The following is a 26,491-nucleotide window of genomic DNA, read 5'->3' as shown; positions in this document are numbered from 1 at the left end:
CCACTTATGGCTTCGGGCGGTTGGTCGCGGCTGACTGGGGTACCCGGCGCACCTGCGACAGGTCATAGCCTAGCGCGGCAATCCGGGTCATTGCCGCCTGGTAGTCCTGCTCGGAGATCTGCGGGGTGCGCGCCATCAGCCACATGTAGTCGCGCTTGCTGCGGCCGACGATGGTCTGCTGGTAGTCATCGTCAAGGTACACGATCACGTACTCGGCCTTGATCGGCCACACGAACTGCATGCCCCACTCGGCACCGTTGGTGCCTTCCTTGACCGTGCCGATCGGATGCATGGTCTTCACCGGCGCATCGAAGCTGCCCTTGCGGTAGGTGAAGGTGGTCTGGATGCGGCCGTCCGGGCGAAGCGCGTAGGACTCCACCGCGTCGAACGCTTCGCGCTCGGGCCGGCTGGGAATGTGGGCAATCACATACCAGTCGCCCATGAAGCGCGGCACGTCCACGTGGGCCACCGGCGGAATGGGACGGGTATTGCCACCGCAGCCGCCCAGCAACATGCCGGCGGCGAGGAGGGGAAGCAGTGGGCGTAGCTTCATGGCGTTTTCCTCATGAGGGGTCAGGCGCGGTCGAACAGGTAGTGGGCCACCATCCACTGCTGGCCCTTCTGGTAGCCGAACAGCTCGGCGCAGGCCATCCAGAACATGCGCCAGCGCTGGAACCACAGTGCGGCGGCGGCCTCGCCGTAGCCCTGGCGCAGCACCGCCATCACGGCGTCGCGGTTCTGGTCCTGGCGCTCCAGCCAATGGTTGGCGGTGCGTTCGTAGTGGGTGCCATCCAGCAGCCAGCGCTGCTGCAGCTGCATGTACTGGGGGAAGTGCAGCAGGGTGTCGGCGGCCGGCATCAGCCCGCCGGTGAAGAAGTGCCGCCCCATCCAGTTGTCATCGCCTTCGGTCTCGAACGGGTACATCAGCGTGCGGTGCACGAAGATGTGCACGAACAGCTTGCCGTTCGGGCGCAGCCACTGGTGGATGCGCTGCAGCAACCGGGCGTAGTTGCGCACGTGTTCGAACATCTCCACCGACACGCAGCGGTCGAAGCTGCCCGGTTCCAGGATCAGCTCGTTCACATCGCGGGTCAGCACCGTCACGTTGGTGAGACCACGAATGCGGCACTGGCCCAGGATGTACTCGCGCTGGCTGTTGGAATTGGATACGGCAGTGATGCGCGAGGCGGGATAGCGCTCGGCCATCCACAACGTCAGCGAGCCCCAGCCGCAGCCCAGCTCCAGGATGTCCTGGCCGTCGGCCAGCTCGGCGCGCTCGCCGTATAGGGCCAGCATCGCCTCTTCGGCCTGATCGAGCGTTTCCGTGCCGGTGGGGTAGTAGCAGCTGCTGTACTTGAGCCGTGCACCCAGGCAATCCTGGAAGAACGCGGCGGGCACCTCGTAGTGCTGGCGGTTGGCCGCATCCACGTGCAGCGCCAGTGGGCTGCGCGACAGCGACACGATGCGCGCGGAGAAGCGCTGCGCCTGCTCTTCCACGGTACCTGCGCTTTCCTCGCGCAGGCGCGCCTCGCACTGGCGGCGGATGCCCAGCCGCAGCAGCGCATCGGGCAGCAGGCCGCGTTCGGCCAGGCCGGTCAGGCCGGGCGCGTAGTCGGGCAGCGGCAGCGATTCTCGGGCGACATTCACGGTGAAGACTCCTTGCGGGGCGAAGCAGTGCGGGAGGGGAACCACGGAAACAGCATAGGCGTGCTGCGCTGGTAGTCGCGGTAGTCCTCACCCCGGGTGCGCAGCGCCTGCGCCTCGGTGAAGGGAATGCCGCTCACCCAGCGCAGGAACACGTACATCACCACGGGTCCGGACCAGGCCAACCACCACAGCGGCGAGTGCACGGCCAGCAGCACGTAGGTAAACCAGTGCAGCCATTCGAAGAAATAGTTGGGGTGGCGCGAGTAGCGCCACAGGCCGCTGCGGCAGGTCTTACCCTTGTTGGCCGGGTCGGCGCGGAAGCGTGCCAGCTGGCGATCGGCCAGCGATTCGCCGCCCACGCTGAGCAGCCACATCGCGATGGCGGCAATGATCCAGCCCATCGACAGCGCGGCGCTCTGAGACACCGCCACGAATGGCAATGCGAACAGCACGATCAGCAACGCCTGGAACTGGAAGAAGCCGAAGATCTTGCCCTGGTGGCCGTTCCAGTGCCGGCGCAGGTGCTGGTACCGGCCATCCTCGTCTTCGCTGCGCACGCGCTTCCACAGGTGCAGGGCCAGCCGCGATCCCCACAGCCCGCCCAGCACCGCCAGCGCGATGCGCGGCGCGGTTGCGCCATCGCCCAGCCACGCCAGCAACAGTGCCGAGGCGCCCACGCCCTTGGCCCACAGCACATCGACCACGCCGATATTCTGGTGGCGGCGCTGCCACCACCAGCCCCAGCACATGATCAGTGCGGCATACAGCCAGACCCATCCAAGATTCATCATGCATGCGCTCCATTGGTGTTCGTAGCCACTGGCGCCGCCCCGCGCTGCCAGTGGCGCGCGCAGAGGGCCAGCAGCGGCAGTGCGATGGCCCAGCCCAGGGCAAGAACGGCCACGCCCTGCCAGGACGGCGACGGGAACGCCACCGCCGACCAGCCGCGCGCGGCGGAGAGATACGCCAGCGGCGCGATCACGCCGAGCAGCGCGGCCAGCCAGAGCCTCCGCTGCAGCACCTTCAGGGAAACCGTAAGGGTCATCGCGAATGCGGCCCACAGGGCGAGGATCCACACCGGCGCCAGCCACGCATTGGGCCAGGCAGCGGCGTACACCACCTGCCCGCTTGCACCCGCGAGACCATCCACGACCAGCCCGCACAACACGGCCACCCCAAGCAGCCTGACATCGACGCTGGGCTGCGCGGACATGGCGAGCTGGCTGGCCACATAGACAGCCGCGGCCAGCAGCGCCGGCCAGCGCAGCCCCTGCCCGGCGCCGACCACCGCGCACAGCCAGACCAGCTGGTTGCCGATGACGTTGGCCCAGAAGTGGCGCATCTCAGTGGGTACCCTCGAGCGGTGCCGGCCGGTACCCGGGGCGCGCCAGCAGCAGCTGCGACACGCCGATGGAGCGTTCCAGGAAGCCGCCTTCGCAGTAGGCCAGGTAGAACTCCCACAGGCGGATGAAGCGCTCATCGAAGCCCTGCGCGCGCACCGCCGGCAGCTGCGACAGGAAGCGAAGGCGCCAGGCACGCAGGGTGAGCGCGTAGGACTGGCCGAAATCATGCTGGCCGATCAGCTGCAGGTCGCTGCTGCAGGTTTTGGCCGCCATGATCGCGTGCAGCGAAGGAATGAAGCTGCCGGGAAACACGAAGCGCTTGATGTAATCCACGCTGCGCCGCGCCTGCTCGTAGCGTTCGTCTTCGATGGTGATGGCCTGCAGCAGCGCCAGGCCTTCCGGCTTGAGCAGCCGGGTGAGCGTGGCGAAGTAGGTCTCGAGGTACTGCGCGCCGATGGCCTCGATCATCTCGATGGAGACCAGCTTGTCGTACTGGCCCTCCAGGTCGCGGTAGTCCTCCAGCAGCACCGTCACCTTGTCCTGCAGCCCCGCGCTGGCCACCCGCTCGGTGGCCAGCGCGTACTGCTCCCTGGAGATGGTGGTGGTGGTGACGTGGCAGCCATGGTGAAGCGCGGCATACACCGCGAAACCACCCCAGCCGGTGCCAATCTCGACCACGCGGTCGCCCGGCTTGAGCTGAAGCTGTTCGCAGATCCGCGCCAGCTTGCGCTGCGAGGCCACTTCCAGCGTGTCACCGGGCTCGGCATACAGCGCCGAGGAGTACATCAGGTCGCGGGACAGGAACAGCGAGAAGAACGCATTGCCCAGGTCGTAGTGCGCGGCGATGTTGCGGCGGCTGCCTTCGCGGGTGTTGCGGCGCAGCCAGTTCCAGCCCTGCAGCAGCCAGCCGCCCACCCGCGCCGGGCCGCGCTCCATGCCATCGAGCAGCGCGCGGTTGCGCACCAGCAGCTGCACCAGCCCAACGAGGTTGTCGCAGCGCCACTCGCCGCGGATGTAGGCCTCACCGGCACCCACGCTGCCCTGCGCGCCGACCGCACGGTAGAAGGCCGGGTTGTCCACCCACACTGTCACCTGCAGCGGTGCAGCGGCGTCACCGATGGAGACATCGCCCAGTGCATCGCGCAGCTGCAGCCGGCCACCCTGCAGCGGGGCCAGCTGGGCCAGCAGGCGGCGGCGCAGGAACGCTTCCAGCGTGCTGGGCTCAGGCAGGGCAAGCGGTCGGGTCATGTCGTTCATGGGTGCTTTCCAGCAATGGAAGGGTGGTCGTGGACGGGCGTGCGTTTCAGCCACAGCCGCAGCGCCTGCCAGTGGATGGCCGCCACCACCTGCACCGTCATCAGCGGGTGGCGCAGCAGCACGCGGGCCAGGCCGGGGCCGGTGAGGGGATGGCGCTGCAGGGCGAGGTCGGCGTCGAACTGGCGCTCGCCGTTGCGCCACACCTGCATGTGCACGTGCAGGTCATCGCCCGGCGCGGTGAAGCGCCAGCGATACTCGCAGTCCATCGGCAGGAACGGAGAGACGTGGAACTGCTTCTCGAAGTTCCAGGCCAGCGCGCGGCCGTGCGCGTCGGCCTGCGCCACGGGCAGCACGTAGGCGTGGCGTTCCTGCCAGGGCGTATTGGTGATCTCGGCTACGATGCAGTCCAGCGTGGTGCCATCGGCGGCATAGCAGTAGTAGAAACTGACCGGGTTGAAGATGTGCCCGGCATGGCGCAGGTGGGCGAGCATGCGCACGGGACCCGGCGGTGCATGGCCCAGCGCCTGGGTGATGCGTCCGCGCACGGCATCGGCCAGCGGCTGGTCCGGGTCGCCCAGGTAATCGCTGCGGCGGAACTCCGCCAGGTTGCGGCGGTTCACCGACCAGAACCAGCGGCCATCGAACAGGTGGTCCAGCTCGTCCAGGTCGATCAGCAGCTGCGCGATGGGGTAGTCGAACGCGTGCGGCTGCGGCGCATGCCGGCGGTGCTGCATCCTGCCGCGGTAGATCGCGCTCGCGCTCATGCCGGCACGCCCTGCGACAGCGGCCAGTACGCCTCGGCATCCAGCGATTGCAGCGCCTCCACCACCCGGCGCGCACTGCGGATGCCATCTTCATGGAAGCCCCAGCCCCAGTAAGCGCCGGCAAACCAGGTGCGGCGCCGCCCCTGCACTTCGGCCCAGCGCCCTTGTGCACGCACCATCGCGTGGTCGTACACGGGGTGGGCGTACTGCATCCGGCGCAGGATCTTCTCCGGCGCAATCGCGTCGGTACGGTTGAGCGTCACCACCAGCGGCGTAGGCGTATCGATCCCCTGCAGCAGGTTCATGCAGTAGCTGACCGTGCACGGCGCCAACGGGTCGCGCGGCACGTGTGCGTTCCATGCCGCCCAGGCCTTGCGGTTGCGTGGCAGCAGGTTGGCATCGGTATGCAGCACCACCTCGTTGGGCTGGTAGCGGATCGCGCCGAGCACGCTGCGTTCGGTGGCATCGGCATCGGACAACAGTGCCAGCGCCTGGTCGCTGTGGCAGGCCAGCACCATCTGGTCGAAGCCCTCCAGCCCATCGGCGGTGAGCACGCGCACCCCGTGCTCCTGCCGCTCCACGCCCAGCACCCGGCATTCCAGCCGCTCGCGTACCCGCCAGCGCCGCCGCATCGCGTCCACATAACGCGCCGAACCGCCCTGCACCACCCGCCACGCCGGGCGGCCGGTCATCTGCAGCATCTGGTGGTTGGCCATGAACTGCACCAGGTAGCGCGCCGGGAAGTCGGCCAAGGCCTGGACCGGCGATGACCACAGCGCAGAGGCCATCGGCAGCAGGTGCTCCTGGATGAAGGCCTCGCCGTAGCGGCCCTGCTTCAGGTAGTCGCCCAGTGAGGGTCCCTCTTCCCCGCTGTGCAGCAGCGCCGGCGCCTGGCGATAGAAGCGGCGCAGGTCGCGCAGCATGCCCCAGAAGCGCGGCGAGAGCAGGTTGCGGCGCTGGCAGAACAGGGTATCCAGCGTGGTGGCGTTGTACTCCAGGCCAGTGCGTTCGCTGTGCACCGAAAAACTCATGGTGGTGGGCTGCGACGCCACGTGCAGCTCATCGAACAGCGCGGTCAGCAGCGGGTAGTGCTGCGGGTTGAACACGATGAAGCCGGTGTCCACCGCCTGCGCGCGGCCATCCACCATCACGTTGTGAGTGTGGGTGTGGCCGCCGAGGTAGTCGTTGGCCTCGAACAGCGTCACTTCATGGCGCTGGCTCAGCCACCAGGCGCTGGCCAGTCCCGCGATGCCCGATCCGATCACGGCAATGCGCATGTCAGTGCTCCGCCTTGGCCAGCACCCAGGCCGGCACCGGTTTGAGGTCACGCACCAGGCCCAGCGCGGCCATCGCGCGCAGGCCGTACCAGGTGATGTCCACTTCCCACCAATAGAAGCCCTGGCGCACCGTGCCCGGGAAGAAATGGTGGTTGTTGTGCCAGCCCTCGCCGAAGGTGAGCAGGGCCAGCCACAGGTTGTTGCGGCTGTCATCGCCGGTGTTGAAGCGGCGGCGGCCAAAGCGGTGCGCCAGCGAATTGATCGTCACCGTGGCGTGGAACAGCACCACCGTGGAAATGAAGAAGCCCCACACCAGCATCTGCCCGCCGCTGGTGCCCAGGCCCGGCGCGACGTGTTCCAGCAATGCACCAAGCCCGTACAGCGCAACGGCCAGTGCCACCGGCACCAGGGTGTCGAAACGGTCCAGCCAGCGCAGCTCCGGATACTTCGCCAGGTCCGGAATGCGCGCCCAGTCGGTGCGGAAGCCTTCGGTGGTGAGGAACCAGCCCATGTGGCTCCACCAGAAACCGTGCACGGTGGGCGAATGCGGGTCCGCAGCGGTTTCGGTGTGGCGGTGGTGGTTGCGGTGGTGCGCGGCCCACCACAGCGGGCCGCGCTGCACGCTGGCCGCGCCGATCAGCGCGAACACGAACTGCACCACGCGCGAGGTGCGGAAGGTGCGGTGCGCGAAGTAGCGGTGGTAGAAGGCGGTGATGGCGAACATGCGCACCGCGTACAGCGCCAGCGCCACGCCTACCGCCACCCACGACACCCCCACCCAGATCACCGCCAGGCAGGCCAGGTGCATGCCCACGAAGGGAATCGCCCGCAGCCAGTCCACGCGGTTGCCGCTCCCACCGCCGGCCGGCGCGGCGGCGCCGGTGTCGAACCAGCGCAGCACGGTGGCCCAGCGGCCGCGCGGGGCGCGGGCGGGTTGGTCGGGGGTGGAACGGGACAGCATGTCGCGCGTCTCCTGAGCGGTTCATCAGGAGATACGCAGGCCGGCGGCGTTTGGATGCACCCCTTCCGAAAAATAATTCCGGAAGGGGTGGCCGTTACAGGTTGGCGATGTCGCCCTTGGCGATGACCGGACCGGTCGGAATGCCCTGCGGCGCGCCGCTCGACGGTTCCAGCGTGATCGCCAGCACCGACCCGTTCACAAGGACATCACGCAATGCATCCGGCACGGCCACGGTATGGGCGCGGTTGATCGACACCAGGCCCAGAGAACGCGGCGCACCGCCGGCCGGAATCAGCCACAGCTCCGGTGCGCGGCCGGCCGAATCGGCCGGTGCGGGGACGGGCACCATCAACACCTTGCCCTGTGCCTTGTCGACCGAGGCCAGCCAGCCGGGCGTGCCATCGTCGTGCAGCAGCGGGGTGACCGGCTTGGTCGCCTGCTCCGGTTCGGCCGGGGTCGGCGCCGGCGCGACGGCCACCGGGGTGGACGGGGCGGTGGGCAGCGGCTGGCGGTTGAACACCGCCACCAGTGCCAGTGCCGCCGCCAGGGCAGTCATGCCCTGCCAGAAGCCGGTGCGCTGCCAGAGCCTGGGCGCGGCGGTCACCGCCGGCCAGCCCAGCTCGCTGCGGATGCGCGGCCACAGGTGCGCCGGCACCGCCTCGCTGCCGAGCTCTTCCAGCAGCGGGGCCAGCCGCACCTGCCACTGCTCGACCAGCCGGGCAAAGCCCGGGTCGGTGGCGATGCGGTGTTCGATCTTGAGACGCTCGGCGGCGTCGTGCACGCCCAGCACGTATTCGCCGGCCAGGATGTCGGCGCTCGGCGGCTGGCCGTCGTCCTGGATATCGTGAAGGTCGCGGATGTTCATCGTTCGAGGCACACCCGCAGTTGGCCCAGCCCGCGCCGGATCCAGCTCTTCACCGAACCCAGCGGCGAACCGATGCGGCGGGCCAGCTCTTCATAGCTGGCACCGTGCAGGAACGCACTGCGGATCAGCGAGCGGCGGCGCGGTTCCAGGGTATCCAGGCAATCATCCAGGCGCTCGCGGTCGGAGGCATGCTCGGCCGCCTGCGCCGGCTGCGGCGCGAAATCGGGAATCTCTTCGGCCACCGACAGGTCATCCAGCGGGCGCGGCGGTGCCGAGCGCAGGCGGTCGATCGCGCGGTTGCGCGCCATCATCGAGAGCCAGGTCATGGCCGAGGCCCGCGTGGCATCGAACTGCGTGGCCTTGCGCCAGACCGTGGTGAAGACATCCTGCAGGACCTCTTCCGCATCGCGGCGGTCGCGCAGGGTGTGCAGGCAGATCGCGAACAGCCGGCCCGAGGCCAGCTGGTATACGGACTCGAATGCCTGGCGGTCGCCCTCGGCCACCTGGACCAGAAGCCGGTCCAGGCGTGTTGATGCGGCGGTATCGGAAGCATCCAGCTCAGGCATCGCAGGCTCGGTGTCGGCAGGTAGCAAGCCTGCATGGTCGTTGCTCCTGAGGTCGGCTGCAAGAGGGTATTCATGAGTCGCATGTCTTCACCAACGCTTGCCCCCGCGCCGTGGCAAGCTCGGCCGCGCTGGCGGCTACGGGCGGCGAGGGGAACTCCACGCGCACCTGCGGGTAGCGCCCCTTGTGGTCGCGTACGTTGCCGGTGCCGGTGAACTGCAGCAGGCGCTGGTCGGCGCTGGCATAGATGAGGGTTACCGCCGGCACCGCGAAGCCGAACCAGGCATCGAGCTTCATCTGCAGCTGCTGCGCCGGCTGCCCTTTCCAGGTGAGCGCTGCGGTGCGTTGCAGCTTCAACGGCACCAGCCGCTGGCGGCTGGGCAGCAGGAACTGGAATGCCACCGGTTGCCCTTCGAGCAGGTCTGCCCAATGTCGGCGCACGGCCGCGTCGAAACCGGCATCGACCACCGCGCCCGAGGGCACCTCCAACGCGCGGCTGACCGGGGTGGCATCCGAAGTGGCCCGCACATAGACCGTGCGAGCCGCGCCATTGCCGCGCACGCCTTCCTGGTAGCCGTCGCGGCCGTCCTCCAGCGCGAAATCCGGCGTCTGCGGGCTGCCCTGCGGCGTCATCCACTTGCGCGCGAAGGGGCGGCCGTCCGCGCAGCGGTACAGCACCAGCCGCGACAACGCCTCGGGTGGCCCCTGCAGCCAATGCGTCTCGCGATAGAGCAACGCCCCACCATCCGCAGCGAAGGCGCGCCCTTCCTGCCGCTGCACGGCCTGGGCAGATGCCAGCAACGGGAACAGCAGCAGAAGCAGTCCAGCCGAGCTGAGAGAGAGGCGGCGCATGCCGGTTTCCATGGGAGGTTGCTGGAGAGATACGCGGCAAGTGCCTCGACGGATGCACCGATAGGTTCTTTCGATTTGACGTACTACCGCCAGACGGTAGTATTTTGTTCAACGATCTTTGGGACCGCTCCTAATGCGCTCCATCCCTTACCCGCATCCCGGCGAGATCCTGCAGGAAGAATTCCTCACGCCGTTCGGATTGACCCAGTACCGGCTGGCCAAATCGATCGAGGTCAATCAGACGCGGATCAGCGAGATCCTCGCTGGGCGCCGCAGCATCACCGCCGATACCGCGTTGCGGCTGGCGCGCTTCTTCGGCACCAGCGAAGGTCTGTGGATGAATCTCCAGATGGCGTACGACACCGCAAAGGCGCGCGATGAATTGGCCGACGTGCTGGCCCGTATCGAGCCGTTCAAACCCGCCACGTAAGGCGAAGCTCTCCCTCCCCTTGACCGCCGCCGCAACTCGGCCTACCTTGTGCTCGCCGAAGGTATCCATCTCTTCATGCAGATGAAGGGATGGGTTTAAACGGGAATCCGGTGACGGTGCCTTGCGCACCCATTCCGGAGCTGCCCCGCAGCGGTGAGTGGAAACGAAACCTGCCAACAGCACTGGGCCTGGCGCCTGGGAAGCGGCAGGAAGTAGGTGGGCCCCGTGCCCGTGTCCATCAGCCCGAATACCGGCCCCGGCCGGAGGACACGACCGTCCTCTGTTTCGACCTGGAACGTCCGCGGGGAGGTTGCCGGGGCCTGCCGCCATGCGTTCTGCGTGGCGCTGCCCCCGTGCGTCCGCTTCACGGCATCCGGTTCGCCCGCGGGGGCGAAGGTCGCTGGCGGGGCGGACACGGCAGCAATGGCGTGGGTGCCGCGCAGTTCCTTCGTTCCTCAATGCCGCTACTGCAATGAGGACACGTTCCATGACCACTGTTACCAACCTGGGTTTCCCCCGCATCGGCGCCAAACGCGAGCTCAAGCGCGCGCTGGAAGCGTACTGGTCCGGCCAGAGCAGCGCCGAAGCGCTGCAGGACACCGCCACCGCCCTGCGCACCACGCATTGGCAGCTGCAGCGCGATGCCGGGGTGGATGTGCCGCCCAGCAACGACTTCAGCCTGTACGACCAGGTGCTGGATGCCGCCTTCCTGTTCGATGCCATTCCCGCCCGCTACCGCGCGCTGGCCGATGCCGATCCGCTGGCCGGCTATTTCGCGATGGCACGCGGACTGCAGCGCGATGGCTTCGACCTGCACGCGCTGGAAATGACCAAATGGTTCGACACCAACTACCACTACCTGGTGCCCGAACTGCAGGCCGGCCAGGGCTTCGCGCTGCGCGGCGACAAGCCGCTGGCCGAGTACCGCCAGGCCAAGGCACTGGGTATCGAAACCCGCCCGGTGCTGATCGGCCCGGTGACCTTCCTGCTGCTGTCCAAGACCACCGACGGCAGCCCGGCGCTGGACCTGCTGAACGCCCTGCTGCCGGTGTACGTGCAGCTGCTGGGCCAGCTGCAGGCCGCGGGCGCGCAGTGGGTGCAGCTGGATGAGCCGGCGCTGGTGCAGGACCTCAGCCCGGAGGCGCGCGCTGCCTTTGAACACGCCTATGCGGTGCTGGCCACCGCCGCCCGCCCCAAGGTGCTGGTGGCCACCTACTTCGGCGCATTGGACGACAACCTGGAACTGGCGGCCTCGCTGCCGGTGGATGGCCTGCACGTGGACCTGGTGCGCGCACCGGAACAGCTGGATGCGGTGATCAAGGCCCTGCCCGCCGGCCGCGTGCTCTCGGCCGGCCTGGTCAACGGCCGCAACATCTGGCGTACCCACCTGGACAACGCGCTGGTGCTGGCCCGCTATGCCCACGGCCAGCTGGGCAGCGATTCCCTGTGGCTGTCACCGTCGTGTTCGCTGCTGCACAGCCCGGTGGACCTGGCGCATGAGAAGAAGCTGGACGATGAACTGCGTGGCTGGCTGGCGTTCTCGAAGCAGAAGCTGGAAGAGCTGCGCGTGCTGGCCGATGCGATCGACGCGCCGGCCCGCGCCGAAGCCGCGCTTGAGCTCTCGCGCGAGCGCATCGCCTCCCGCAAGCGCTCGCCGCGGGTGCACAACCCCGCCGTGGCCGCGCGCCTGGCCGCACTGACCCCGGCCGATGCACAGCGCCACAGCCGCTACCCACAGCGCCACCTGGCCCAGGCCGCCGCACTGAAGCTGCCGCGCTTCCCCACCACCACCATTGGTTCCTTCCCGCAGACGCTGGAAGTGCGTGAGGCCCGCGCCCGCAACAAGTCCGGCACCCTGGCCGACGCCGACTACGATGCGTTCCTGGCCAGCCAGACCGAGCACTGCGTGCGCATCCAGGAGCAGATCGGGCTGGACGTGCTGGTGCACGGGGAGTTCGAGCGCAACGACATGGTGGAGTACTTCGGCGAGCAGCTGGAGGGCTTTGCCTTCACCAAGAACGGCTGGGTGCAGAGCTACGGCTCGCGCTGCGTGAAGCCGCCGGTGATCTACGGCGACGTGACCCGCCCACAGCCGATGACCGTGCGCTGGTCGCAGTACGCGCAATCGCTCACCGACCGCCCGATGAAGGGCATGCTGACCGGCCCGGTGACGGTGCTGCAGTGGTCGTTCGTGCGCGATGACCAGGCCCGCGCCGATACCTGCCGGCAGATCGCGCTGGCGCTGCGCGATGAGGTGCTGGACCTGGAGGCGGCCGGCATCGGCGTGATCCAGATCGACGAGCCGGCCATCCGCGAAGGCCTGCCGCTGCGCCGGGCACAGTGGCGCGAGTATCTGGACTGGGCCGTGGAAGCGTTCCGGATCAGCGCCAGCGGCGTGCGCGATGCCACCCAGATCCACACCCACATGTGCTACTCCGAGTTCAACGACATCATCCACTCGGTGGCGGCAATGGACGCCGACGTGATCTCCATCGAGACCTCGCGTTCGCGCATGGAACTGCTGGATGCCTTCGTGCGCTTCCAGTACCCCAACGAAATCGGGCCGGGCGTGTACGACATCCACTCCCCGCGCGTGCCGGACAAGGAGGAAATGCTCTCCCTGCTGCGCAAGGCCGCCGAGGTGCTTCGCCCCGAGCAGATCTGGGTGAACCCGGACTGCGGCCTCAAGACCCGCGGCTGGCCGGAGACGCGGGCTGCGCTGGAAGCGCTGGTAGCGGCGGCCCACCAGCTGCGCGCCGAAACCGCCGACGCCAACGCCGCCTGACCTTTCCACCGTTGCACAAGGACCCCGCTGCCGCCGTTGCCGGCGGCGGGGTCAATGGATTTCCGCATGACCGATTTCATCCGCCCCACCCTCACTCTGCCCGGCGGCCACGACAAGCTGCTGCTGCATTCGTGTTGCGCGCCCTGCTCCGGCGAGGTCATGGAGGCCATCACCGCTTCCGGGATCGACTACACAATCTTCTTCTACAACCCCAACATCCACCCGGCACGCGAGTACGAGCTGCGCAAGCAGGAGAACATCCGCTTCGCCGAACAGCATGGCGTGCCCTTCATCGACGCCGACTACGACACCGACAACTGGTTCGCCCGCGCCCGTGGCATGGAGAACGAACCCGAACGCGGCATCCGCTGCACGATGTGCTTCGACATGCGCTTCGTGCGCACCGCGCTGTACGCGCATGAGCATGGCTTTCCGGTGATCAGCAGCTCGCTGGGCATCTCGCGCTGGAAGGACATGAACCAGATCAACGACTGCGGCCACCGTGCGGCGGCCCATTACCCCGGTATCCAGTACTGGGACTACAACTGGCGCAAGGGCGGTGGCGCCGCGCGCATGGTGGAGATCAGCAAGCGGGAGCAGTTCTACCAGCAGGAGTACTGCGGCTGCGTGTACTCGCTGCGGGATGCCAACCGCCACCGGCGCGAGAACAACCGTGAGCGGATCAAGATCGGGCTGTTGTATTACGGCCAGGACAACGACGCGCCCAAGGGCGATTGACGTACGCGCGGGGGGCCGCCACGCTGGTTGCCCCCGTTGCGCTGGAGCTTCCATGACCGCCCTGCCCGCCGATGTCGCCCTGCTGGTAATCGACCTGCAGCCGGACTTCATGCCCGGTGGCGCGCTGGCCTGCGAGGAAGGGGATGCGCTGGTAGCGACGATTGCCGACCTTCTGGCAGAACGCCGCTACCGCACGGTGGTGGCAACCCAGGACTGGCACCCGGCCGACCACGCGTCGTTCGCCAGCCAGCATCCGGGCAAGCTCCCGTTCGAGACCATCCTGCTGCATGCGCAGCCGCAGACCTTGTGGCCGAACCACTGTGTGCAGGGCAGCGAGGGCGCCGTGCTGCACCCGGGCGTGGACTGGACCGTGGCCGACCTGATCCTGCGCAAGGGCACCCGCCGTGAGGTGGACTCCTATAGTGCATTCCGGGAGAACCATGGGCCTGACGGCACCCGCCCGGCCACCGGCCTTGCCGGCTGGCTGCACGAGCGTGGCATCCGCGAGGTGCATGTGTGCGGGTTGGCGCGCGATTACTGCGTGCTGTGGAGTGCGCAGGACGCGGTGAAGGCAGGGTTCCGGGTGAAGTTCCACTGGGAGCTGACCCGGCCCGTGACGGAAGCCAACGACGGGATGGTGCGCGAGGCGCTGGCCAAGGCCAAGATCGCAGTGATCTAGCGCGCGGGACTGGCACGCCACCGAATGGACGTAGCCGCTGACCCCGCATCCGGTAGGTCACGACCGTTGGTCGTGACGGACCATCAAGGGCCCGGGCGGGGCGGTGCCCCGGGCAGTGGCGTTACCTGCTGGGCGGCTAGAAGGTCTGAGCTCCGCGCGTCTTTCGCCACTGGATCCACGCGATCGCGGCGACGAGGAAGACGCTGCACAGGTAGCTGCCTTCTGGTCCTTCCGCGCCACCGGTCAGAGCGTCGGGACCATACGGGCGCAGCGCCACCAGCAGGGCCGGCAAGTGCGAGTCCATGCCGGTGACGGGCAGTTCGAAGCCGGTCGCGAGCAACCAGTTCCACCCCGCGTGCCAGCCCATCACGCCCCAGATATTGCCGGTCCGCAGCGCCCAGGCGCAGGCGAACAGCGAGAACAGGAACGTGCCGAGCATGACCCGGGGCGGCTGGTGCGGACTGAAATGCAGGAAGCAGAAAACGAGCGATACCAGCAGCACTGCCACCGTGACATTGGTCTTGCGCGCCACCACCGACAGCATCCAGCCGCGAAAGATGACTTCCTCCACGCTCGCCTGGAACATGAATCCCAATAGCAGCAGAGCGATGTGCAGCAGACTGACGGGCGACCGCCAGGCCGGCCCCAAATCCGCGGCCTGCATGCCGCCAGCGATCCAGATCGCGACTGCGACCAGCGCGATCGTGCCGAATCCAACGGCTAGCCCGTGCAGGAAGGTTTTCAGTGGCGACGGACCGGTCAGCCCGATACTCGCCAGCGAGCGCCCTTCGACGAAGCGTACCCAGGCGAGCACGGCCGCCAGCGTCGGGGCGAAGCCGATCCACAGCAGCGCATGCAAGCCAGCGAGGCCGATCGGATCGCCGCTCGGCGTCGACCAATGCTGCGACTGCATCCACCCGTCCAGCGCGATCACCGGCACCGCGTTGAACAGGATCATCAGGATCGGCGTCAACCAGGCCCAAGGCAGCCAGCCGCGGGCCGGATCGGGCGAATACAGGGCAACGGGGGTCATGCGCGGCTCCAGGTCGACGTGATCGCCGCCGCAAGTTGCCCTCCGCGCGGGGGCGTGGCAACCGGTTTGCGACCAAGCAACAGAAGCCGCCGATGAATCACCCGGATCGCCGATTGAAGTAGGACACCCATCAACTGAAAAGACCGCGCACCCCAATGGGCTGCGCGGCCTCGATTGCATGCCGCAGCGGGAGGGCTGGGCCCTCCCGCTGCCTGGCATCACAGCGCGATGCGGATACCCGCGTTGACGCTGTTGTTCTCCACGCCCGACCCCTGCTCGGTGCTGACGCCACCGTACAGGTAGCTCGACGCTCCCAGGCGCACGGTGCCCTGCAGTTGCGCCCGACCGAAGGCCTTGCCCGCCTCGGCGGCAGACAGGTCCACGCGCTCGCCGGCCAGTGCGGTAGTCACCGTGGCCTGGCGGGCCTGGCCGTGGTTGATGCCCGCCTGCAGACCGAACTGCCAGGTCCCGCGCGCCGCCAGCGGATCGTTCAGCAGCGAGCCGACCGACAGGCCGAGCGTGGCGCGGCTACCTTCCGCCTGGAGGCGTGCGACGTCCAGCGCCGCCAGCGAGTCACCCGCTTCGCGGTAGGCATTGCGCTCAACCTTCTGCCAGTTGCCACGCAGTGAGGGCTGCCAGCTCAGGCCTGCCGCCGTGAAGGGCAGGCTGACGCCGGCACTGGCCATGCGGGTAGTACCCGAGGCCTTGCCGGACAGCGGACCACCCGTACCCAGGGCGTCCGGACGCTGGCTTTCCCAGCGATCGGCCGAGTAGGACAGCATGCCGTCCAGCACCACCGCACCTGCCCTGGCGGCGCCATAGGCAAAGAACGCGTTGCTGTCGAGCGTGTTGTCCAGCGGGCTGCGCTCCAGTTCCGACGTCGTGCGGCCCAAGCCGGCACCCCACGCCACGTTGGAGGAGCGGTACACGTCGATACCGGCCGTGGCACGACGCTGGCGGGCATCGAAGCGGTCGGCGCTGGCATCCGCGTCCACCGACAGATCCCCGTAGCCGATGTTGGCCCACAGCAGCTGGTCGATACGCGTGCTGGATTCATCCAGCAGCACACCCTGGCCCAGTCGACGGGTCACGTCGTCGGCCAGTGCGGTCGCATTGGACTGCGCCAGCGCGGCCAGCTTGGCGTGGCTCTCACCGGTCAGGGCGGTCACCAGCACCGGCAGTGCCACCGCATCCTGCTGCCATACCGCGCGCAGCAGATCGGTCTGCTCCGCGGTGGTGGTGCCGGCGTCGCTGGCTTCCACCAAGGCATCCAGTGCAGCGGCAGTGGCCAGGCCGTTGCCGTTGACCTTGCCGACCAGGTCAGCGCTGTAGGCCGTCGGTGTCACGTACAGGTCGATGTCGAAGCCGGTGGTGTAGTACACCTGGAAACGCGTGCTGGCGGCCAGGCCCTCGGTCGGCTGCAGGATCCGGTCGAAGGTGCCGGTCACGCCGCCCTCGCCACTGACGATGCGGAACATGTCGCCCACCTTCGGGGTGAAGGTGTTGCCCGCATTGCCACTGATGCCGCGCAGCAGGGGCTGCAGGGTGCCGTTGGCGACGAAGCGACCGGCCGCGCCGGACACCAGCAGGCGCGAGTAGTTGCCCGCGCCGGCGCCGGTGCCGTACCCGTCGATATCGATCTGCAGCGTGGCGTCGTCGGTCAGCGTGACCGTACCCGTCACTGCCAGCGTGCCCGGCGAGTTACCCGGGGCCAGCGTGCCATCGACGCGCATGTTGCCGGCGATGGTGCCCGTGCCACGCACCGTGCCCTCACGTTCCACCTGCACATTGCTCATCAGCACGCCATTGGCACTGAGGGTGCCTTCGTTGACGCACGTGCCATTGGCCAGGACCGCGGTGCCTGCCATGTTGAGGCGACCCGCACCACTCTTGATGAAGCAGCCGGTGCTGCGCGAACCGTCCAGCATGCCGGTCAGCTGCGTCGTGGTGCCCGAGGCCACATCCAGGCTAGCCTCGCCCATCACGAGCAGCGGCTGCGTCACCTGGGTGTCGACCGTCGTGCGCAGGGTCGCGTCATTGATCGCCACGGCGCCGGAACCCAGCCCGCCAGCATGCGCCAGCACGACCGTGCCGCCACTGATCAGCGTGCCGCCTGCGTGGGTGTTGGCCGCGCCAAGCACCAGCGTGCCCTGGCCGTTCGCCACCAGGGTGCCGCCGCCGCTGATCGGGCCGTTGACCGTCAGGGTGCTGCCTTCACTGCTGCGCAGCGCGCCCACGCTGTCCAGCACCATCGACCGGCTGGTGGTCATCGAAGAGGATGCCTGCAGCGTGCCGCCGTTGAAGGTCAGGCCACCCGATGCATCGCCGAGGTTGCCATCGCTGCTGATGTTGAGCACGCCGCCGTTGAGCGTGGTGCCGCCGGTGTAGGTGTTCTGGCCCGACAGGGTCAACTCGCCTTCGTTGACGGTGGTGCCGCCGCTGTGGCTCACCGTACCGATCAGCTCCAGGCCGCCTTCGCCGTTCTTGATCAGGCCACCATTGCCGGACACATCGCCGCTGTTGGTCAGCGTGGTGTTGGCGTCGGTGGTGAAGGTGCCGTCGCCGGCAAGGACCACGTCGCGGTCACTGTTGACGTCACCAGTGGTGTGCAGGGTGCCGCCATTGAAGGTCAGGCCGCCCGTTGCATCGCCGAGGTTGCCGTCGCTGCTGACGTTGAGCACGCCGCCGTTGAGCGTGGTGCCGCCGGTGTAGGTGTTCTGGCCCGACAGGATCAGCTCGCCTTCGTTGACGGTGGTGCCACCGCTGTGGCTCACCGTACCGGTCAGCTCCAGGCCGCCTTCGCCGTTCTTGATCAGGCCGCCCGTACCGGACACATCGCCGCTGTTGGTCAGCGTGGTGTTGGTGTCGGTATCAAACGTGCCATTACCCGCAAGGACGACGTCACGATCACTGAGCACATCACCCGTGGTGTGCAACGTGCCGCCGTTGAAGGTCACGCCGCCTGCGGCATCGCCGAGGTTGCCATCGCTGCTCACGTTGAGCACGCCGCCGTTGAGCGTGGTGCCGCCGGTGTAGGTGTTCTGGCCCGAGAGGGTCAGCTCGCCTTCGTTGACGGTGGTGCCGCCGCTGTGGCTGACCGTGCCGGTCAGGTCCAGGGCGCCTTCGCCGTTCTTGATCAGGCCGCCGGTACCAGACACATCGCCGCTGTTGGTCAGCGTGGTGTTGGCGTCGGTATCGAACGTGCCATTACCCGCAAGGACTACATCGCGATCGCTGCTGACGTCGCCGGTGGTGTGCAGCGTGCCGCCATTGAAGGCCAGGCCGCCTGCGGCGTCGCCCAGGTTCTCATCACTGCTTACCTGCAGCACGGCATTGTTGCTGACCGAGGTGCCACCAGCGTAGGTGTTCGTGCCAGAGAGCACCTGCGTGCCGCCCTTGATGGCGACGTCGCCCTGCCCGCCGATGGTGCCTTCGAACTCGTCGTTGGCATCGGTGATGGACAGCGTGTTGTTGCCCAGCGCCACATCGCCCTTGCCGTCCAGCGAGGTGATGTTCACGACCGGACCGGCCTGGGTCACGTCCAGCGTGCCGTCGATCACGAGCTTCTTCGACTTGTCGATGGAACCATTGCCGGACAATGCCAGCGTGGCGTTCTCGTCGACCTCGGTGGTACCGGTGTAGCCGTTGGTGTTGGTCAGCGTGACCGAACCGCCGTTGCCGCTGTTCTTTACGATCAGCGAGCCAGGGACGCCATTGGTGGCGTCGTCGATCTTGCCGGTGAACGTTGACTCGTGGCCGTTCTGATCGATGGTGCCGGGCTTGTCGTCGATCTTGAAGTCGACATCCACGTTGGTGTCCTTGTCGACCACCAGCGTACCGCCCTCGAACGACGCTTCGTCTTCGTTGCCCAGCTCATCGGTGCCCTTGGGGCCATCGATGATGATTGGGCCGGTCGGGGTCGTCGGGGTCGTGGGTGTGGTCGGCGCGCCGCTGCCCGGATTGGGTGCGACCGGACCGAAGGGCACGCCCTTGTCGAAGGTCAGGCCGGGCGCCTGGTCGACGAACAGCACGGGGCTCAGCTGCGTGTCCTGCAGATTCAATGACATGAACCCCAGGCGGTACGTGCCGGCCGTGCTGACCTGGTACGTTGCGACCTGCCAGCCGGTTGCACCATAGCTCCCGGTGGAATAGCTGCCCGTGCCGAGGTTGGTGGCACCCAGCAGCGCATACTGCGCGTTCTGGTTGTTCACCGTCGCGAACACCGAGGCGTCGCCGAGGTTGATCAGCGAGGTCAGCGAGGCATCGTTGAACGGCTCGTAGTCGGTCGAGACGTACTGCCACGCCATGCTGAAGTAGTCGCCTGCAGCGAGAGTCAGGTCCTGGTACAGCCACGATGCATTCGTGGGCGAGCCGGCCATCGTGCTTGCAACCAGCGCACGGCTTGCAGCGTCCAACCCAAGTGCGGTTGCAGCCGTAGTGAACGAGTCCGAACCGGCGCCGGCCTGCAATGAGGCCATGTTGTTGCCGAAGGGCGTCACCGTCCAGCTATGGGTGCCGTTGTCGGCCTCGAAATCGGTCATGCCGGTGACCACCGCAGCGCCGACACCGGTGCTGCCATAGCTGGTAGAGCCTTGGGTGCCGGTCTTGGAATACGTCCAGCCGCTCAGCGTGCCGGTTTCAAACCCGATGTTGGTGATGTCCACCGCCGCCATCGCGGAGGGACCGTACAGCGCCAGCGATGTCATCAGGCTCAGGGCCGCCAGCGGGCCGGTGGTCAGCCGGTTGGCCTTTCGGCGGGTGCGGCTACCTGCGCCCGCCCCGAATTCCGAGGTCACAACCCACTGACCCACGGCCTTGCTCCATACCACCTTGAATACTTTGTTCATTCCCTGGTCCCCTGATGACGCAATTGTTTAGAAAACATGAAAGTGTGCTGCGCATCACATAAGCGGCAGAGGGGGACCAATCTTTAGCTTTTCCTGCAGAGGCTGGGCGCCATCCGTGAATCGTTAAGTAAAACAGCAGTTTGGAGGCCCTCGCGGCGTGGCGCCATCGACCCCGAAGGTTATTTCGGCCCATGAAAAAGGGCCGCACGAAGCGGCCCTATGACATGCCTGGCCAAGTACCAGCGGCGACTACCCGGGGCCGGCCATTGCCCGCTCCAACCCCCCAACCGCCAGTCGCGCGGACTCCAGCAGCCGGGCATGGTCATGCCCTCGGCGCGCATTCGTGGACAGTCCCATCATCACCGTGGTCATGTAGTCCATTACCCGGTCAGCGGCTTCCGGGTGGCGCGCCGCGACGAAGTCACGGATCGCCGCTTCAGCGCCGACCAGGAACACCATGGCCGCCCGCTTGGCGTCCTCGTCGATGGACTGCACCCCTTCAATGACCATGCACCCGGACGCGCCCGACTTGCCGGCGTATCGGCATGCAGCTTCCTCAAGCACGGCGGCCAGGCAGTCGATGACGGGCCGGGCCGGATCCAGCAGTTGCCGCAGCGGGATCGCCCCGTCGCATGCATACCGGTCGAGTACCCGGCCAAACAGCTCCGCCTTGCTGCCAAAGGCGGCGTAGAAGCTGGGCGGATTGATCCCCAAGGTGCCGGTGATGTCCGCCACGCTGACGTCGTCATAGCTGCGCGCATGGAACAGCTGCTGCGCGGTGGCCACGGCAGCGTCGGGGTCGAACGCCCGGGGCCGACCGCGCGGTCGGGATGTTTTTGTATCGACCACTATTAAATTCCTTGACAGGTGCCGAATGCCATTTATATAGTGGATGCTACATTACTCACTCAGGCGTGTCCAACAATGGCTTTTCAGAACAAGAAGGTGCTGGTACTGGGCGGCAGCCGCGGCATCGGCGCGGCGATCGTGCGGCGCTTCGTGGCGGACGGAGCTTCAGTGACCTTCACCTACAGCGGGTCCCCCGATGCGGCGCATGCGCTGGCCGCGGAAACCGGGGCGACGGCCGAGAAGACCGACAGCGCGGACCGTGACGCGGTGATCGCACGCGTCCGCGACACCGGTCCGCTGGACGTGCTGGTGGTGAACTCGGGCATCGCGATCTTCGGCGATGCGTTGGATCAGGACCCCGACGCCGTGGATCGCCTGCTGCGCATCAACGTGCATGCGCCGTACCACGCCTCGGTCGAGGCGGCGCGCACGATGGGCGACGGCGGTCGCATCATCGTGATCGGCTCGGTGAACGGCGACAGGATGCCGGTGCCGGGCATGGCGTCCTACGCGGTTAGCAAGTCCGCGTTGCAGGGGCTGGCACGCGGCCTGGCACGGGACTTCGGACCGCGCGGCATCACGATCAACATCGTTCAGCCCGGGCCCATCGATACGGATGCCAATCCCGAGGATGGCCCCATGAAGGATCTGATGCACAGCTTCATGGCGATCAAGCGTCACGGTCGCCCGGAGGAAGTGGCGGGCATGGTGGCCTGGCTGGCCGGGCCGGAGGCAAGCTTCGTGACTGGCGCGATGCATACGATTGATGGCGCGTTTGGGGCTTGATGCGCGCACGCTGTTGGCGATGTGCACTGAGTCGAAATGACCAGACGCTGCGGCATTGATGGACAGCGCTTGGGTACCGGGGCGCGGCATTTGGGCCTGCGACGAACATCGCTTGCCCCTCCCGCCCGTGTAGGAAGAAAACGAAATGAGCACCTCCAACCGCCAACACGGCCAGCTTCGGCGTGCCGTGGGAATCGGCTTATGGTTACGTGCAGGCCGTGCGCGTGAACAATTCGATCTTCGTGTCGGGCCAGCCCTTTTCGCAATCGATGTGCCGGCCGCGTTCGCCGCCAGCGGCAAGGTCAGGCCCGCCGTGTATGGCCAGCCTGTTCCCCAAGTGGCCAGCAACCTCATCGGGGTTTCAGCGCTCGCCTTCCCCGAACAGTTGATCGAGATCGCGTTCCGCGCTGAAGTGCAGTCGTAGCCCGACCCCTGAAGCGAAGGAGCACCCCGGCGCTGACATGGAAAGCCCGCAGGCGCATTCACGCCCGCGGGCCTTCTCCACGTCGGCTCCGCAGCTTACATACCCAGGTCGGACAGCCCCGGGTGATCATCCGGGCGGCGCCCCAGTGGCCAGTGGAACTTGCGTTCGCTGTCCTTGATGGGCATGTCGTTGATGCACGAGAAGCGGCGCTCCATCAGACCATCCGCGCCGAATTCCCAGTTCTCGTTTCCATAGGAGCGGAACCAGTTTCCAGAGTCGTCGCGCCATTCATAGGCGTAGCGCACGGCGATGCGGTTGCCGGTGAATGCCCACAACTCCTTGATCAGCCGGTACTCAAGCTCTTTCTTCCACTTTCGGGCAAGAAACTGCCGGGCTTCCTCGCGGCCGTTGGTGAACTCGGCGCGGTTTCGCCACTGGGTGTCGAGCGAATAGGCAAGCGCCACTTTGTCGGCATCGCGGGAATTCCAGCCATCTTCTGCCAAGCGAACCTTCTGGATCGCCGATTCGAGAGTGAACGGGGGAAGGGGGGGACGGGGTGCTTCTGCGGACACGGTGGGGCCTCCAATGGAAATGGATGAACGGGGTACTGCGGCGGGATTTCGGATACTGCGGCGTTAGCGCGTGGCTTGCTTTAACAACAACTGCGCAACATCCCTTGCGGTGTCTGCGGCGTCGTAGTCACCCATCACGCGCGATACGGTGATGGCGCCTTCCATCAGAACCAGCAACTGCCGCGCCAGAACGGCCGGCTGCGCGATGTTCAGTTGCCCGGTGAGCTCCAGCGTGTAATCGAGCAGCTTCTGTTTGTGGTGCTTGGCGATCCTGCGGATCGGGTCGTGGGAATCGCCGACCTCGCCTGCCGTGTTGATGAAGGCACAGCCGCGATAGCCCTCGGACTCGAACCAGCCTTTGAGCACCGTGAACATGCCCAGGATGCGCGCTTCCGGGCTGCCGGCCTTGTCGCATTCCTGCCTGAACCAATTGAGCCAGCGCACGTCCCGCGCGTTCAACGCGGCTGCGGCAACCTGGTCCTTGTTTTCAAAGTGTCGGTAAATGCTCTTGCGCGCAACGCCTGAGGTCTTCACCAGCAGATCCATGCCGGTGGCATGTATTCCGTTCTGGTAAATCAGCGCCTCCGCTGTGTCCAGAATCTTCAGTCGGGTGTCGGTCGTTGTCTTATCCATGGCGCCAAGGTAGAACGATCGTTCTACCTTGTCAACCATCGCGTGCATCCAGAAGGCGAACGCCGAGGGCTCCAAGAGCTGGCTGTTCAACCGCTGCCCAGGCTCGGCCCTCAGCCCGCTGACGCATGCTCCGCCGCAAACGCTGCGTACGTACGCAGCGGCCGACCCAGCAACTGCATCAACCGCTCCACGTCACCCGCGCCCGGCAGCATGCCGTCGCTTATGAATCGCTCTGCCATCTGTCGCATGTCGTAGGCCATCCACGCCGGCATGAACTGGCGCAGGTTCTGCTCGAAGGCGGCCGTGTCATCGCCGCCGTAGGCGATCGGGCGGTTCAGCACATCGCTCCAGATGGCGGCCACCTGTTCTCCGGTGAGCGCTTCCGGGCCCACCAGGTTGAGTCGGGTCAGCGCGCTGTTTTCCGGCGCCTGTTCGCGGCTGAGCAGTTCGATGGCGGCAATCTCGGCGATGTCGCGGGTGTCGATCATCGCCAGCCCCTTGCTGCCAATCGGCATGGGGTACACACCGTAGCCCTGCACCACGTCCTTGATGGTCAGGTCATTGTCGATGAAATAGGCCGGGCGCAGGATCGTGGCGCTGAAGCCCATCTGCTCGATCATGCGCTCCACGCCCAACTTGCCGGCGAAGTGCGGCACGTTGACGTAGCGGTCGCTGTGGATCACCGACAGGTACACCACGCGCTTCACCCCCGCCTCGCGGGCGACGTTGAGGGTGATGAGTGCCTGGGTGAATTCGTCGGCGACCACGGCGTTGAGCAAGAATAGCGTGGAGACGCCCTTCAGCGCTTGGCGGAGGGCATCCACGTCCAGCATGTCGCCCTGCACCAGTTCCACGGTGGCGGGCAGGTTGGCGGTGGCGGGGGTGCGGACCAGTGCGCGAACGTTTGCGCCGCGCTGGATGAGGTGCTGAACGACCTGACGGCCGATGGTGCCAGTGGCGCCGGTAACAAGAATGGTCATGGGGTACTCCGGGTGGGTGGTGAGGCCTCATGATTGTTGATCCGCGTGCGGGCCGATAGCCGATATACTTGGACCACCTGTCTCGCTGGTGGAACACATGGACCTGCTGGCCTTGGCCGACTTCAACCTGGTAGCGCGACACGGCGGGTTTGGCCGTGCCGCGCGCGCCGCGGACCGCCCGAAGGCAACACTCTCGCGCCGCGTGGGTGAGCTGGAGGCCAGCCTGGGGGTGCGGCTGTTCGAGCGTGGCTCGCACACGTTGAAGCTCACCGAGGAAGGTCGGGCGCTGTTCGAGCGCACCGAGACGCTGCTTACCGAACTGGGCGAAGCGGCCACGTCCATTGCCTCAGGCGGCGACACGCCCCGTGGGCGGCTGCGCGTAAGCGCACCGATGCTGTTTTCGCAGATGGCGCTGGGCAGGATTGCCGCCGAATTCGTGAAGCGCTACCCACAGGTGCGGCTAGACGTCACCACCGAAGACCGCGCCGTGGACATGGTGGAAGAAGGCTATGACCTGGTGATAAGGGTCAATCCGGATCCGGATGAGCGGCTGGTGGGGCGGGTGCTGATCCGGGACCGCCTGGTGGCGGTAGCGCACCCGGACCTGCCCGTGCCCGCGATGGGCGAGACGGCGCCTGCGGTGTTCCGGCCTTCCAGCGATGCCACCGGCTGGGACCTGGTGACGCCGCGTGGCGAAATACGTATCGCGGTGGATCCGGTGCTGCGCTTGGGCGCACTGACCATGGTGCGCGATGCCGTTCGTGCAGGCACCGGCGCGGCGATGCTGCCCTTCTCACTGGTTGCCGACGATCTCAGGGAGGGCGCATTGGTGTCGTGGGGAGATGCGAAGGCGCCGCCCATCGAGATATGGGCGCTGTACCCGTCGCGACGGCTGCTCAGCTCAAGGGTGTCGGCGCTGCTCGACCTGCTCAAGGAATCCTTCCCCGAGGGTCAAGCGGAGGAGCTGGCCGCGTTCGCGGGCGGGGGTCGCTGACGGCCAGAAGCGGGCATCCACAAATCCCTGGATGCTCGCCTTCGCGCATCCGGCCGCTCCGTGGTCTAACGGTTCGCGTATCTGCGTGACCAGATCACCGCGTCAGCCGACCTCGCTACTTCGAGGCTGCGAAACTTGGCCTGCAATGATCGCTCTCCAGCGGCTCCCCAGCGGCATCGGACCATGGGCAGGTCGGCTCCAGCTCAGATAAGCGGGGCCTTGGAATCCGAGCAGTAGAGGGCATACACTAGCCGCGGCGCCCGCCTTGCTTGCACACGAGCAAAAACAGGCCGTACTCCCTGATCGACTCTTCTTCTGGCCAGCTGCCGGGACTTAAACGTGTGCGCCTGACCCGGATCGGCTTGGCCATCGAGGATCAGTCATGACCATCAAGCAATATGCGTTTCTTGCCCATGCGCACCTTCGTGCGCAGGGCTCCGCGTCACTTACCCGCAGCCAGATCCATGAATTGCTGGCGGCCGCTGCAGGATTTTCCACCCATGCCGCGTTCCATCATCAAGCCGTGTGGTGCGATGTGGCATGGCGCGATACCGGCCTTACGCCGGATGAGTACGGGGTCATCCAGAGGTGTCTCCACTTTGGGATGCCGCCGGATGAGGCTGAGCGCTCAGCCCAAGGCTTGGTCAGCTTCCTCGGCGCATCCGGCTACGCCCCGGTGCGCTTGGAGGAGCTGATTGCCGCGTTCGCAAGCGATGAAGACGATTGGGAGGAGGCTGAGGAACCGGGGCCCGCCGTCGCTGCCGACTGGGTGTCGACCGACCTTGTGGGGCGTATGCAGCAAGGGTTTGATGCAATGCTCGGCGAGTTCCCCTTGCTGCTCGAAGGGTTGGAGGCGGCTGCAGCGCGGGGCTTAGCCTCTGCGCACCTTGCGATCGCCTACCTGGTCGAGCCGTATGCGGGTCTGTCACACGAGGACGATCGCCGCTTCGGCCAGGAACTGCGCCGGCGTGGTCAGTGGTCGGCCGAGCCCGTAGGCTTCGCGGAGATCGCCGCGGGCAGCGACAGGTTCGTTCGGATGGTGGCCAAACATCGGTACCACCTCCTTGCAGCGGCACGAGGTGGGGATAGGCGCGCAATGCTGCTTACGGCTGAGAGCTACAGTGATCCTGGTGTGCTCGATCTTGAGCCGTCGGATGATATGTATCCGTACGACATGGCTGACATGGCCGATGCGCATGGCCGTCCCGAGC

General features: G+C 66.8%; 25 protein-coding genes and 1 riboswitch. Of the genes, 8 read left to right on the top strand and 17 right to left on the bottom strand.

The window, feature by feature from the left end; all coding sequences use genetic code 11:
• Positions 1-4: 4 nt before the first annotated feature.
• From KVS69_RS06965 to KVS69_RS06915, 11 genes are all read right to left on the bottom strand, one after another.
• The gene (locus KVS69_RS06965; protein WP_217537589.1) at positions 5-553 is read right to left on the bottom strand and encodes a lipocalin family protein; all 549 of its coding nucleotides are present in this window, start codon (positions 551-553) and stop codon (positions 5-7) included.
• A gap of 20 nt (positions 554-573) precedes the next feature.
• On the bottom strand, positions 574-1,647 hold the full coding sequence (locus KVS69_RS06960) for a class I SAM-dependent methyltransferase (RefSeq protein ID WP_068848499.1): 1,074 nt from the start codon (positions 1,645-1,647) through the stop codon (positions 574-576).
• Positions 1,644-2,438 (bottom strand): DUF1295 domain-containing protein, encoded by a 795-nt coding sequence (locus tag KVS69_RS06955; RefSeq protein ID WP_217537588.1) that lies wholly within the window; start codon positions 2,436-2,438, stop codon positions 1,644-1,646. The genes KVS69_RS06960 and KVS69_RS06955 overlap by 4 nt, the downstream gene beginning before the upstream one ends.
• Entirely contained in the window at positions 2,435-2,989 is a 555-nt protein-coding gene (locus KVS69_RS06950) for a DUF2878 domain-containing protein (RefSeq protein ID WP_217537587.1), read from the bottom strand. Before KVS69_RS06950 ends, KVS69_RS06955 begins: the two co-directional genes overlap by 4 nt.
• Position 2,990: 1 nt before the next feature.
• Entirely contained in the window at positions 2,991-4,247 is a 1,257-nt protein-coding gene (locus KVS69_RS06945) for a cyclopropane-fatty-acyl-phospholipid synthase family protein (protein ID WP_217537586.1), read from the bottom strand.
• Positions 4,244-5,011, bottom strand: coding sequence for a DUF1365 domain-containing protein (locus tag KVS69_RS06940; protein ID WP_217537585.1), 768 nt, complete (start codon positions 5,009-5,011; stop codon positions 4,244-4,246). The genes KVS69_RS06945 and KVS69_RS06940 overlap by 4 nt, the downstream gene beginning before the upstream one ends.
• Positions 5,008-6,288, bottom strand: coding sequence for an FAD-dependent oxidoreductase (locus tag KVS69_RS06935; protein WP_217537584.1), 1,281 nt, complete (start codon positions 6,286-6,288; stop codon positions 5,008-5,010). The genes KVS69_RS06940 and KVS69_RS06935 overlap by 4 nt, the downstream gene beginning before the upstream one ends.
• A gap of 1 nt (position 6,289) precedes the next feature.
• Entirely contained in the window at positions 6,290-7,249 is a 960-nt protein-coding gene (locus KVS69_RS06930) for an acyl-CoA desaturase (protein ID WP_217537583.1), read from the bottom strand.
• A 94-nt stretch (positions 7,250-7,343) separates the two neighbouring features.
• Positions 7,344-8,114: an anti-sigma factor gene (locus KVS69_RS06925; protein ID WP_217537582.1), complete on the bottom strand. Its 771-nt coding sequence runs from the start codon at positions 8,112-8,114 to the stop codon at positions 7,344-7,346.
• Positions 8,111-8,680 carry a sigma-70 family RNA polymerase sigma factor gene (locus KVS69_RS06920; RefSeq protein ID WP_068848483.1) on the bottom strand — a complete coding sequence of 190 codons (570 nt, stop codon included), beginning with the start codon at positions 8,678-8,680 and terminating at the stop codon, positions 8,111-8,113. The genes KVS69_RS06925 and KVS69_RS06920 overlap by 4 nt, the downstream gene beginning before the upstream one ends.
• A 70-nt stretch (positions 8,681-8,750) precedes the next feature.
• Positions 8,751-9,530, bottom strand: coding sequence for a hypothetical protein (locus KVS69_RS06915; protein WP_217537581.1), 780 nt, complete (start codon positions 9,528-9,530; stop codon positions 8,751-8,753).
• Between the two features lie 133 nt (positions 9,531-9,663).
• Here KVS69_RS06915 and KVS69_RS06910 point away from each other — a divergent pair, with 133 nt between their 5' ends.
• The 4 genes from KVS69_RS06910 (at position 9,664) to pncA (ending at position 14,162) form a co-directional block, all read left to right on the top strand.
• Positions 9,664-9,960 (top strand): HigA family addiction module antitoxin, encoded by a 297-nt coding sequence (locus KVS69_RS06910; RefSeq protein WP_217537580.1) that lies wholly within the window; start codon positions 9,664-9,666, stop codon positions 9,958-9,960.
• Positions 9,961-10,002: 42 nt separating this feature from the next.
• Positions 10,003-10,234: riboswitch (cobalamin riboswitch) on the top strand.
• A 213-nt stretch (positions 10,235-10,447) separates the two neighbouring features.
• Positions 10,448-12,745, top strand: a complete 2,298-nt coding sequence (gene metE / locus KVS69_RS06905; RefSeq protein WP_217537579.1) for a 5-methyltetrahydropteroyltriglutamate--homocysteine S-methyltransferase — start codon at positions 10,448-10,450, stop codon at positions 12,743-12,745.
• A 66-nt stretch (positions 12,746-12,811) separates the two neighbouring features.
• Positions 12,812-13,483 carry an epoxyqueuosine reductase QueH gene (locus tag KVS69_RS06900; RefSeq protein WP_217537578.1) on the top strand — a complete coding sequence of 224 codons (672 nt, stop codon included), beginning with the start codon at positions 12,812-12,814 and terminating at the stop codon, positions 13,481-13,483.
• 52 nt (positions 13,484-13,535) lie between these two features.
• On the top strand, positions 13,536-14,162 hold the full coding sequence (gene pncA / locus KVS69_RS06895) for a bifunctional nicotinamidase/pyrazinamidase (RefSeq protein ID WP_217537577.1): 627 nt from the start codon (positions 13,536-13,538) through the stop codon (positions 14,160-14,162).
• Positions 14,163-14,298: 136 nt separating this feature from the next.
• Here the strand turns inward: pncA and KVS69_RS06890 are convergent, their stop codons facing one another.
• From KVS69_RS06890 to KVS69_RS06880, 3 genes are all read right to left on the bottom strand, one after another.
• Entirely contained in the window at positions 14,299-15,195 is an 897-nt protein-coding gene (locus KVS69_RS06890; RefSeq protein WP_217537576.1) for a type II CAAX endopeptidase family protein, read from the bottom strand.
• A gap of 218 nt (positions 15,196-15,413) precedes the next feature.
• Entirely contained in the window at positions 15,414-20,042 is a 4,629-nt protein-coding gene (locus KVS69_RS06885; RefSeq protein WP_217537575.1) for an autotransporter-associated beta strand repeat-containing protein, read from the bottom strand.
• Between the two features lie 249 nt (positions 20,043-20,291).
• Positions 20,292-20,891 (bottom strand): TetR/AcrR family transcriptional regulator, encoded by a 600-nt coding sequence (locus tag KVS69_RS06880; RefSeq protein WP_217537574.1) that lies wholly within the window; start codon positions 20,889-20,891, stop codon positions 20,292-20,294.
• Positions 20,892-20,966: 75 nt separating this feature from the next.
• Between KVS69_RS06880 and bdcA the strand changes: the two genes are divergently transcribed.
• Together bdcA and KVS69_RS06870 are read left to right on the top strand one after the other, a co-directional pair.
• Positions 20,967-21,677 carry an SDR family oxidoreductase gene (gene bdcA, locus KVS69_RS06875; protein WP_217537633.1) on the top strand — a complete coding sequence of 237 codons (711 nt, stop codon included), beginning with the start codon at positions 20,967-20,969 and terminating at the stop codon, positions 21,675-21,677.
• A 145-nt stretch (positions 21,678-21,822) separates the two neighbouring features.
• Positions 21,823-22,101 carry a hypothetical protein gene (locus KVS69_RS06870; protein ID WP_254622069.1) on the top strand — a complete coding sequence of 93 codons (279 nt, stop codon included), beginning with the start codon at positions 21,823-21,825 and terminating at the stop codon, positions 22,099-22,101.
• Between the two features lie 95 nt (positions 22,102-22,196).
• On the opposite strand, the gene KVS69_RS06865 is transcribed toward KVS69_RS06870, so the two are convergent.
• From KVS69_RS06865 to KVS69_RS06855, 3 genes are all read right to left on the bottom strand, one after another.
• Entirely contained in the window at positions 22,197-22,673 is a 477-nt protein-coding gene (locus KVS69_RS06865; protein ID WP_025875918.1) for a nuclear transport factor 2 family protein, read from the bottom strand.
• Between the two features lie 63 nt (positions 22,674-22,736).
• Positions 22,737-23,306 carry a TetR family transcriptional regulator gene (locus KVS69_RS06860; RefSeq protein WP_217537632.1) on the bottom strand — a complete coding sequence of 190 codons (570 nt, stop codon included), beginning with the start codon at positions 23,304-23,306 and terminating at the stop codon, positions 22,737-22,739.
• Positions 23,307-23,416: 110 nt separating this feature from the next.
• Positions 23,417-24,286 carry an NmrA/HSCARG family protein gene (locus KVS69_RS06855; RefSeq protein ID WP_217537573.1) on the bottom strand — a complete coding sequence of 290 codons (870 nt, stop codon included), beginning with the start codon at positions 24,284-24,286 and terminating at the stop codon, positions 23,417-23,419.
• 97 nt (positions 24,287-24,383) lie between these two features.
• Between KVS69_RS06855 and KVS69_RS06850 the strand changes: the two genes are divergently transcribed.
• Positions 24,384-25,280: a LysR family transcriptional regulator gene (locus KVS69_RS06850; RefSeq protein WP_217537572.1), complete on the top strand. Its 897-nt coding sequence runs from the start codon at positions 24,384-24,386 to the stop codon at positions 25,278-25,280.
• Between the two features lie 382 nt (positions 25,281-25,662).
• A partial coding sequence (locus tag KVS69_RS06845; RefSeq protein WP_217537571.1) for a hypothetical protein occupies positions 25,663-26,491 on the top strand: 829 nt, incomplete at its 3' end.

It is taken from the genome of Stenotrophomonas sp. GbtcB23 (assembly GCF_019091045.1).
GTDB classification, from domain to species: domain Bacteria; phylum Pseudomonadota; class Gammaproteobacteria; order Xanthomonadales; family Xanthomonadaceae; genus Stenotrophomonas; species Stenotrophomonas rhizophila_A.
Note: the sequence above shows the minus strand (reverse complement) of the source record. Positions and strands in the feature narration are given on the sequence as shown.

Bases quoted from the DNA above. Each gene is read 5' to 3' on its own strand.
- KVS69_RS06855 (WP_217537573.1), bottom strand. From the start codon at position 24,286: ATGACCATTCTTGTTACCGGCGCCACTGGCACCATCGGCCGTCAGGTC.
- KVS69_RS06850 (WP_217537572.1), top strand. From the start codon at position 24,384: ATGGACCTGCTGGCCTTGGCCGACTTCAACCTGGTAGCGCGACACGGC.
- KVS69_RS06925 (WP_217537582.1), bottom strand. From the start codon at position 8,114: ATGAACATCCGCGACCTTCACGATATCCAGGACGACGGCCAGCCGCCG.
- pncA (WP_217537577.1), top strand. From the start codon at position 13,536: ATGACCGCCCTGCCCGCCGATGTCGCCCTGCTGGTAATCGACCTGCAG.
- KVS69_RS06915 (WP_217537581.1), bottom strand. From the start codon at position 9,530: ATGCGCCGCCTCTCTCTCAGCTCGGCTGGACTGCTTCTGCTGCTGTTC.
- KVS69_RS06935 (WP_217537584.1), bottom strand. From the start codon at position 6,288: ATGCGCATTGCCGTGATCGGATCGGGCATCGCGGGACTGGCCAGCGCC.
- KVS69_RS06965 (WP_217537589.1), bottom strand. From the start codon at position 553: ATGAAGCTACGCCCACTGCTTCCCCTCCTCGCCGCCGGCATGTTGCTG.
- KVS69_RS06890 (WP_217537576.1), bottom strand. From the start codon at position 15,195: ATGACCCCCGTTGCCCTGTATTCGCCCGATCCGGCCCGCGGCTGGCTG.
- KVS69_RS06870 (WP_254622069.1), top strand. From the start codon at position 21,823: ATGAGCACCTCCAACCGCCAACACGGCCAGCTTCGGCGTGCCGTGGGA.
- KVS69_RS06860 (WP_217537632.1), bottom strand. From the start codon at position 23,306: ATGGATAAGACAACGACCGACACCCGACTGAAGATTCTGGACACAGCG.
- bdcA (WP_217537633.1), top strand. From the start codon at position 20,967: ATGGCTTTTCAGAACAAGAAGGTGCTGGTACTGGGCGGCAGCCGCGGC.
- KVS69_RS06930 (WP_217537583.1), bottom strand. From the start codon at position 7,249: ATGCTGTCCCGTTCCACCCCCGACCAACCCGCCCGCGCCCCGCGCGGC.
- KVS69_RS06955 (WP_217537588.1), bottom strand. From the start codon at position 2,438: ATGATGAATCTTGGATGGGTCTGGCTGTATGCCGCACTGATCATGTGC.
- KVS69_RS06940 (WP_217537585.1), bottom strand. From the start codon at position 5,011: ATGAGCGCGAGCGCGATCTACCGCGGCAGGATGCAGCACCGCCGGCAT.
- KVS69_RS06950 (WP_217537587.1), bottom strand. From the start codon at position 2,989: ATGCGCCACTTCTGGGCCAACGTCATCGGCAACCAGCTGGTCTGGCTG.
- metE (WP_217537579.1), top strand. From the start codon at position 10,448: ATGACCACTGTTACCAACCTGGGTTTCCCCCGCATCGGCGCCAAACGC.
- KVS69_RS06910 (WP_217537580.1), top strand. From the start codon at position 9,664: ATGCGCTCCATCCCTTACCCGCATCCCGGCGAGATCCTGCAGGAAGAA.
- KVS69_RS06885 (WP_217537575.1), bottom strand. From the start codon at position 20,042: ATGAACAAAGTATTCAAGGTGGTATGGAGCAAGGCCGTGGGTCAGTGG.
- KVS69_RS06900 (WP_217537578.1), top strand. From the start codon at position 12,812: ATGACCGATTTCATCCGCCCCACCCTCACTCTGCCCGGCGGCCACGAC.
- KVS69_RS06945 (WP_217537586.1), bottom strand. From the start codon at position 4,247: ATGAACGACATGACCCGACCGCTTGCCCTGCCTGAGCCCAGCACGCTG.
- KVS69_RS06920 (WP_068848483.1), bottom strand. From the start codon at position 8,680: ATGCCTGAGCTGGATGCTTCCGATACCGCCGCATCAACACGCCTGGAC.